The following is an 8120-nucleotide window of genomic DNA, read 5'->3' as shown; positions in this document are numbered from 1 at the left end:
GATAGTTTAATGAAACTATGAGTTGCAATTTGAAGAGGGTTTCAACCACAATTAGATGTACATAAATAAGTTCCTGAACTAATATTCATTGTAGGAGGTGAAACAATGATAAATATTAAGAGGGTCGGGGAGATCATAGCAAGAAACCGTAAAGAGTTATCCATGACGCAAACACAACTTGGTGAGGTTTTAAAAGTTAGTCATCAGGCTGTTTCAAAGTGGGAGAGAGGTGATTGTTTACCTGATATTGATATATTAGTTCGATTATCCAAGATTTTTAATAATACCGTAGATTATTTCCTAACTCAAGAAGAGAATGATGCTCATGCAACTAGAACGAATATACTTAATAACAAGAATGACATTTGGAAGTCAGTTCTAAAAAAAATAAAAGACCAAATCTCTCAGCCAAGCTTTGATAGGTGGTTTACAAGTGCTACAGCAATTCAAATTGACAACACCCTCATTATTTCAGGTCAAGATCAGTTTGCCACAGACTGGTTATATCAGAGGTACTCCCATATGATTTCAAAAACTATAGATGAAATTAGAGGGGATAGTAATTTAGAGGTAACCTTTCGCTTTTCTAAAGGTACTGAAAATATAGAACCATAAAGTTTGAGTATTAAGCTAACGGGAAACGTTATATGATTGCGATTAAAAACTACCCATGACGCACATGCGTCATGGGTAGTTTTTAATCATTTCCATACGTTCAGGAGGGGGCCTTGTGAAATAGCGATGTCCTAATCACTTCGTTGGACAGACAGAGTTTTGTGTAAAAACGGCCACCGTCCGGGAACGACTATTCTTCGTATACATTTCCGAACCGACTTACTTGACCGGCCCCATCCAGGTTGAAATCGTCTTCTGCTGGTGCGGCAACGGCGGTTTCAACTTCCCGTTATCGATTAAATGCTTCAAAATATAAGCGATAAGTCGGCCTCCGCCGGTGTTGCCTCTCACCATGTAAGCAAGCTGCGGCTCCAAATGCTTCGGCTGATTTTGCAGGAACAGCTTGAGCATTTTATCGTAGAGCTTGCCGACAGCAGGGGCATACAGAGCGGACAAATCCGGCATTGCCTTGTTCAACCGATCCAACGTTTGCGGAGAGTCGATCCAGACCGCATTGAACTTGTACCCCTCCTCCGTCTTGCGGATGTACCCCTTCTCCAGCAGGAACGAATATTGCTCACTGTTCTCTTCGTTGTCGGGCAGTTCTCCTTGTTGGAACGCATGACAAATCTCGACATTCCGGTATTCCAGGGAACGCCAATCCACCTGGCGGTCACTCCAGTACGTATTGAATTGCCACAAGTATAAGGGGCTTTCTTCGACGTAGCGGAGCGACGGACCGAAGGTGATGTAACTACTCAAATCAAAACCCGGATCGGCATTGCTGCTCGTGTTCAACGCCGCATAGGCAATATACTGACCTCCGTCCTTTCGCATTGGTGCGACCGCATCGAAGTTGTCGCCCGCCGGCATGCTCCGCCAAGATTGCTCCTCGACGTTCTTGGGCAGCAAGGTCCAGAGCAGGAAGTTATAGTCGCCGTCCGGAACGTACACTCCGCTATCCTCGACTTGCCGGCGAACTTCCATTAACGCGTCGAAATGAACATCGGCCACTTCGGCGGCGCAATCTTGCCAGAATTGATGACCAGCTACGGCTAACTCGAAGAGGTCCCAGACGATGGTATTGCTTTGATATTTGCCGGGAGAGGTTTGGATGAGAAAATTGTAATCGGCCAGGTGCCGGACTTCGCCTTCCAGCAAAGACGGCGGCATTCCGAGCTCTTCCGCGATTTGATGTATGGTACGCGCCTTATGATAAGCCGCGTAAACGATATTTTGCGCCAAGGCGCGTCCAAGAAAATCGTTGGTTTCGCCCAGGCTGCCGGCCGAACCGGAATGGCCCATTTCCCCCATGCTGACCGGATTGACACTTAAAGTTCCTGTTGCACGCATACGTTTCATCCCTTTCCGTAACTTCTTTTTGGCCTCGCTCAAATGCCACTTCACCGTGCCTACAGGAATGTTCAGAGCAATCGCGATATCGCCGATTTTAAGCTCGTCGTAGTAATGCATGACCACGATCCGGCGATGGATGTCGGACAGAAACGCGACTTCTCGGCGCAGCTCGCGGTAAGCTTCGGTTACCAGCAACCGGTCAAGCGGCTCTCGGGAAGGGGCGGTCGACAGTTCGGACATGCCGTTGATTTCGATCGCTTGGGGAGCGTGCGCACGCTTTTTCAACCAATTCACCCAAGTGTATCGTGCAACCGTCCAGACGTAAGCGTCAAGGCTTCTAATGTCCCGCACCCCAGAGAAGGATTTCAACAACTGCAGCATAATCTCCTGAGCCAGATCCTCCGCCTCGGCCCGCTGCTTGACCCGGTTTAACGCAAAACCGAAAATCGGTTTGACATAGCTCCGAATCGCTTCCGCCGCTTCTTTTCCGTTTGTACCAATTGAGTCCATTTTTTGCCTCCATAGTTGCATCTGTAATTCCTGACAATTATATAGTGTGCCAGGCGAAATAAAGGTTGGGATTATTTTTAAAAAAATTGGACGTCCTACCGGATCGCTCATATATGTATAATTACAAACATCATGAGTAGGTCACTTAAATGGTTAAAGAGACGTTATGACTTTTTTGTTAAACAAGTTGAAGATTACTTTAGATGTAAAGGCCTCACTTTTAGTATATAAAGATACTTCTTTTCCGTTCAACTATGGGAGGATACAAACTAGGAGCAGGAGCCGAAGTTCTTCTTTGGGTACTTGGGGTAATCTTTCGTTCCGTAGTTAACCAGGAGTGGTTTCGATTAATTATTCAAATGCATAATTGAGGTTCATTAAACTAACGGATGACAATAGGGATCGTTGCCAAAATGCTAACGATCCTTTTTGGTAACCTTTAGGGAAAGTGTATACCCTAGAAAATACGGACAAAAAAAGCCCTTAAGGGCTACCTCCATAATTGTAAATCAGTTTAAAAAACAGCCCAATTGGGACTACCTAAAAAAGTTAGCAAGTAGGGTAAATGGCAGGATCGTCTGTTGGCAGAACTGTAATATCAGCAGGATTTATGAGTTTAATAGGGGATGGTGATTACTTATTATTCCAGATATATGCTACTCTCTTTTTATTCCATAGTTTTCTTAACGGAGAAATGGAAATTTAAATGTTGGGGGTAATTGCTTGCTTCTATCCGAACGATTGCCAATTGCAGCAAGTCTGTACCCTGAAGAACCTGCTTTAATGCGAAATGGGCAAACGATGAGTTATGGGGAGCTTTACGGTCTGGTTGCAAGACTCAGTCATGCCCTATATGTTGAAGGTCTCCGGGCCGGTGATCGATTTGCCCTTTTAGGTGATCCAGATCCCCAGCTCGTTGTTGCGTTTTATGCAGCAGTTGGGATCGGTGCTATACCACTCGTTCCTTCTCCTATGCTAACAGTACCTGAACTCGCTGCCATATTTCAGGATGCAGAACCACATATGGTTATTCATGATGACCAACATGCTAAAGCAGCTATTGCCACGGTAAAGCTTCTTGGGTATTGTCCAAAACTATTCACGACAGACGAAGAAGGGACGATTAGCAGTTCGCTCGCTGCTCTTTTACAGCAGGAACCCGCGTTCTCTCCAAAAGACCATTTCAAACGAAGTGTAGACGATACGGCAGTCCTGATTTATACGGGTGGGACAACTGGTCGGCCAAAAGGGGTCATGCATTCGCATCGTGGTATGGCTGCTTGGAATCAACTTACGCCTTCTGGAGGCTTCGGTCATGATCTCAGGCGTCGTGTGTTAGTGCTCAACCTATCCCATCTGGTGGGTCAATTCCAGCTGTGGGCGACCATGGCTGCCGGAGGCTGTCTTGTATTTCTAGACGAATACCCAGCGGATGTACACCGCATTATGGAAGCTATTGAACGTGATCAGATTACACAACTCAGCACAGTAGGCCAACTGCTTTGTGATCTTACCCGCGAGGCATCCGTAGGAGGTAGAAACTTGAAGAGTCTATCGCTTATTGGCTGCGGAGGGTCCATTATTTCTCCGGATACACTACAGGAGGTCGTATCGCAATTTCCTGAAGTTATCATTGTGAACAACTACTCACAAGCGGAATGTGGAATGTCCATAAGCCGCCTTTTTCCTGCTCAGCATATGGGCGATCCTCCTCGCCTTCGATCCGTAGGTCGTCCTGCTGACTTGGCTGCCCAAGGTGAGCAGGCCTTCGAAGTTCGGATATTAGATACGGACGGAAGTGAGACAGTTACGGGCGAGGCTGGAGAAATCGTTGTTCGGGGTGCACAGACCATGCTGGGGTATTGGCGCCAGTTGGAGGCTACTGCCGAGACCATGTCCGATGGCTGGATTCGAACTGGGGATGTCGGTTGTCTGGATGCCGAAGGTTACCTTTATGTGTTTGATCGCTTGAAGGATATGGTTATTGTGGGCGGTTCCAATGTGTTTTGCGCCGAAGTGGAGCATGTTATTGTGACCCATGAGTCGGTAAGCGAGGCGGCCGTAATCGGACATTCTCTTCCTGACGAAGGAGAGGAACTCGTCGCTTTCATAGTGTTACAGGATGGTGAAAGTATGGATCTGACGCGGATGCGGGCGTTTTGTGAGCCACACCTTGCTCCGTACAAATGGCCAACTCAACTGTTCATTGTGGATACTTTGCCGAGAACAGCCGTGGATAAAATAGACAAAAAGAAGTTGCGCAAGCATCTATCCTCAATTTTATCCGAAGGACTATGCTAACGGGAAAGCTGTTTAATAGCTGTTGGGCAGAATATTTATTGTTAGATCAACAAGAACAGCCCTTCAACTTCCTTTTGGAAGTGAAGGGCTGTTTGTTTTCATTACTGTTATGCTGGTGTACACAAAAAATACTTTGCAGTATTATCTCAAAATCGTAGCGGCCTGATTGCCCGCATAATCCTCAATGACCAGCTTCAAAGAGCTGCTGCTGGACGCTGGCGTGAAGGTCAGTTCACTCAGCTTTGTTCTTCCCCGAATGATATACGGGAATTTCTGCGAAACGTAAGTGACTCCGAACTCGCGCGCCACCCCATTTTCATATACATAGATCTTGTACCAATCCTCCAGATCCGGGAGGGAAAGTGTATACTTTCCATCTTTTACCGTGACCTTTTCCTTGGCGTATGGTGTAATCTGAAGATCTGCGAGCTGTCCGGTATGGGTTACCGGGTTCTGCCCGCCAATGGCGATGTTCAGCACGTAATGCTCACCGTTGGTCGGAAGTCCGGTCAGGACGGCAGATTGTTTTCCTTTTTTAACCTGAAGTGACTTGGTGAAAGGTTCTTTTGTGTATTCGGTTTGTAGTGTTAGTTGAATAGACTCATTGCTTTTACCTTTGCCCGAATCTTTCGCTTTTTTCGGGTTTTTCCAGCTTACAATAGCGTCGCCATTCTTTTTGAATTTCACATCTATATTCTGAACGGCTGCATTCAGATCGTAAGGCAGGACGGTTGCTTCACTCTCGGTACCATCTGCACCAACCGCACGAATGGACAGTTCACCAGACGGCTGTTTTAGCGATTTGATATAAAAAGTGGAATCATACACACCGCCTACATAGGCGCCATTTTCATATAAATTGTATTGTTTGACCTCTGAATAGTCCTTCATGTCCCATGCGACAACCAGTTCATCGGTGTTGGTCAGTGCTTTGGCATTATGGAATCCGGTCGGTGCATCCGGTACAGCCGCTGAACCGTCGGAAATGCGGATCTCGCCAATATTCATCTGGTAATTCTCAATCGCTTTGCCATTCGGGTCAAAAGATAACCCCATAGCGGCAATGGTTTTTCCATGATAGGAGCTCAAATCCAGCGAAGTTGTCTTCCAGCCTTCCGTATGCTGGCCTGACTGAGGCACTTCCACATTGACCACGTTGGATGGATCATCTTCGAAGATCAGCCCAACATGCAGGGAAGAAGTGTCGCTGGTGGACGGTTTGTTATACGTCAGCTCCAGTTTCGATTGCACGTTGACGGACAGGTCGGTCTTGTACAAGCGAAGGAAGTTGTCCGCGTTCAGTGTACCGTTCACCACGAGAGAGCTGCCGCCATTAAACGCGCCAATGGAGTCATAGTTGTACCTCGCGCCTTTCTCGTAGGTTGGACCATAGTCAAAATCAACACTGAGCTTGTCACCTTTACTATCCATCCACCATTGCCAAGTGACAGGGATATCCTGAATGTTGATATTCGACCATTCTTTATCGTTCGAGACGGCGCCGTCTTCATAATATTTCAGACCGTGACCTGTATTAAAACTTGTCGCAAAATTGGAGCCGTTGATGACGGATCTCTCGGTAAGATAAGCGGCAATCCCATCCCAGTTAGCTCCAGAAGCATACACATCCGACAGATCGGCAGAAGCATTACGACGTGCATCTGTCGGGTCTTGATTTGGACCAGACCACCACGCACGATCACGTACAAAGGTCATCCACTGGTACTCATCCTCAGCTCGGTGATTGGTGCTGCCATCGCCCATCTCTTCATCCAGGGCGTTGTGGGTGAAGTCGGCACCCAGTGTCGCGATGCTGTTCATGGGTTGACCGTTCTCATCCAGGTTATGGCGCAGGTCATAGGATTGCTTCCAGCGGCCGAATTTGTCATGACCACCTTCAACACCAGCAAATACAGTTTCCAGTGGATCCAGTCCCAGGCTGAGAGCATGGTCGCGGGAATCGCGGAGCATCTTGTGGTTCCATACATAGTTCAGGAAGATGGAATCCGAGACTCTGCCGAGAACGGAATCCTGCACAAACGGGCTATTGAGTCCATTGAATTGGTTCTGGTATTGAATCTTGCCTGTTGTATTGATGGTGGAATCATACCACTGAACGTACAGGCCTTTATCTCTTAGATATTTCATGAATTTCTTGTAGGAAGCGATATCCTCAGGGGCAACACCCCGGGCAACCTCTTCCTGATTGAAGAAATATCCATCGTAGTTGTAGTATTCTGCCATCTCGGCCAGTTTCTCGGCCACAGGGAAATTACCGTTTTCATCCTGGACCAGCATTTGTTTATAGGTTTGTGGTCCACGGTCATTGTCTGAGAAAAAGATGTTAGCAATGGACTTAACGCCATTTTTGTGGGCTGCATTGGTGTAGGCTGGATTCGGAATGTTTAAAATACCAAACTCGAAGTATTTCTCCGTCCATTCCTTACTCGGGTCATACAGCTCCTCAGGTACGCCCGCAGAGGCCATGCCGTGCCAATAGCTGTAGTAGTCTGTATATTGCCAATAATTAAATAGATACTGGCTGAATTCATTGGTATAAGGTGTGCTATCGAAGAATGCATTGCCGTAATCACCACTCATTGTGAACAGTTGGGTGTCCGGGCTAAGCTCAGGATAAGCCTGTGTGGCAGCGAACGCTTCATTACGGGGCTGCAAGGGAACATGGGCACGAAGGAGATCACCATGGATATCACTTTCCGGTGTCCAGTTCAGAATCTGGGCCGAGGTGTACCCGTGTTGATAGGGTTGATTCACCCCTTTGGCACTTTCACCGGTGTAAGGGAGTGTGTCTCCTGCATAAACGGATGATGCAACAACTTGTCCAAGCAGAGCCGTAGTAAGGACCATGGCGGTTACCTTGGGAATGATGCCTTTTGCTTTGAGTTTGCGTGTCATGCTGTTCCTCCTTCAAGTGGAATGAATGTAAGGTATTCTTTTACACAAAGCTAAACTTATGGTTAACGATAGTGGATGAAAGCGTTTTTAAATAGGGTGAAATTAAAGAAACACAGATATAAACTAAAGAAAAGTTGCAAGTGACAAGTTAATGTCAGAAGCCTAATGATATAATTCTATATAAGTTGAACTAATTTTTTACACGATAACGGAGAGGACAGAAGAAACCTGAAAAAGCGAAGCGTTCGCCTAAAAGCTTTCTGAAAGAAAACTGCATCGGAAGCATATGCTATCACCGGATTTTCCCCTTAGAAAATGGGAATCAAAGAAATCTGGGGATAACAGCGATTGGAAGGTTATTCTGTCATCGTAGTGTCAGTGTTAATAATCTTTAGTTCTACTTATATAGTCAGGAAAACAGC

The 8120-nt window shown here is 46.5% G+C and carries 4 protein-coding genes; 2 read left to right on the top strand and 2 right to left on the bottom strand.

Annotation, left to right across the window (positions count from 1 at the left end; translation table 11 throughout):
* Positions 1–105 precede the first annotated feature (105 nt).
* Entirely contained in the window at positions 106–615 is a 510-nt protein-coding gene (locus tag AC6CIF_RS21475) for a helix-turn-helix domain-containing protein (protein ID WP_498201472.1), read from the top strand.
* 219 nt (positions 616–834) lie between these two features.
* Here AC6CIF_RS21475 and AC6CIF_RS21470 read toward each other — a convergent pair whose 3' ends face one another.
* Positions 835–2481, bottom strand: a complete 1647-nt coding sequence (locus AC6CIF_RS21470; protein WP_498201471.1) for an RNA polymerase sigma factor — start codon at positions 2479–2481, stop codon at positions 835–837.
* A gap of 723 nt (positions 2482–3204) precedes the next feature.
* Between AC6CIF_RS21470 and AC6CIF_RS21465 the strand changes: the two genes are divergently transcribed.
* A complete protein-coding gene (locus AC6CIF_RS21465) occupies positions 3205–4782 on the top strand; it encodes a class I adenylate-forming enzyme family protein (RefSeq protein WP_498201470.1) in 1578 nt (525 codons plus the stop codon).
* Between the two features lie 141 nt (positions 4783–4923).
* Here the strand turns inward: AC6CIF_RS21465 and AC6CIF_RS21460 are convergent, their stop codons facing one another.
* Positions 4924–7698 carry an endo-beta-N-acetylglucosaminidase gene (locus AC6CIF_RS21460; protein ID WP_498201469.1) on the bottom strand — a complete coding sequence of 925 codons (2775 nt, stop codon included), beginning with the start codon at positions 7696–7698 and terminating at the stop codon, positions 4924–4926.
* Positions 7699–8120 lie beyond the last annotated feature (422 nt).

Source organism: Paenibacillus sp. GQ49 (genome assembly GCF_059759055.1).
The sequence above is the reverse complement of the archived record's forward strand: the minus strand, read 5'-3'. Positions and strand labels throughout refer to the sequence as shown.

What these genes read in the sequence shown, in the direction of transcription:
- AC6CIF_RS21460 (WP_498201469.1), bottom strand. Translation starts at nt 7,698, where the DNA reads ATGACACGCAAACTCAAAGCAAAAGGCATCATTCCCAAGGTAACCGCC.
- AC6CIF_RS21475 (WP_498201472.1), top strand. Translation starts at nt 106, where the DNA reads ATGATAAATATTAAGAGGGTCGGGGAGATCATAGCAAGAAACCGTAAA.
- AC6CIF_RS21470 (WP_498201471.1), bottom strand. Translation starts at nt 2,481, where the DNA reads ATGGACTCAATTGGTACAAACGGAAAAGAAGCGGCGGAAGCGATTCGG.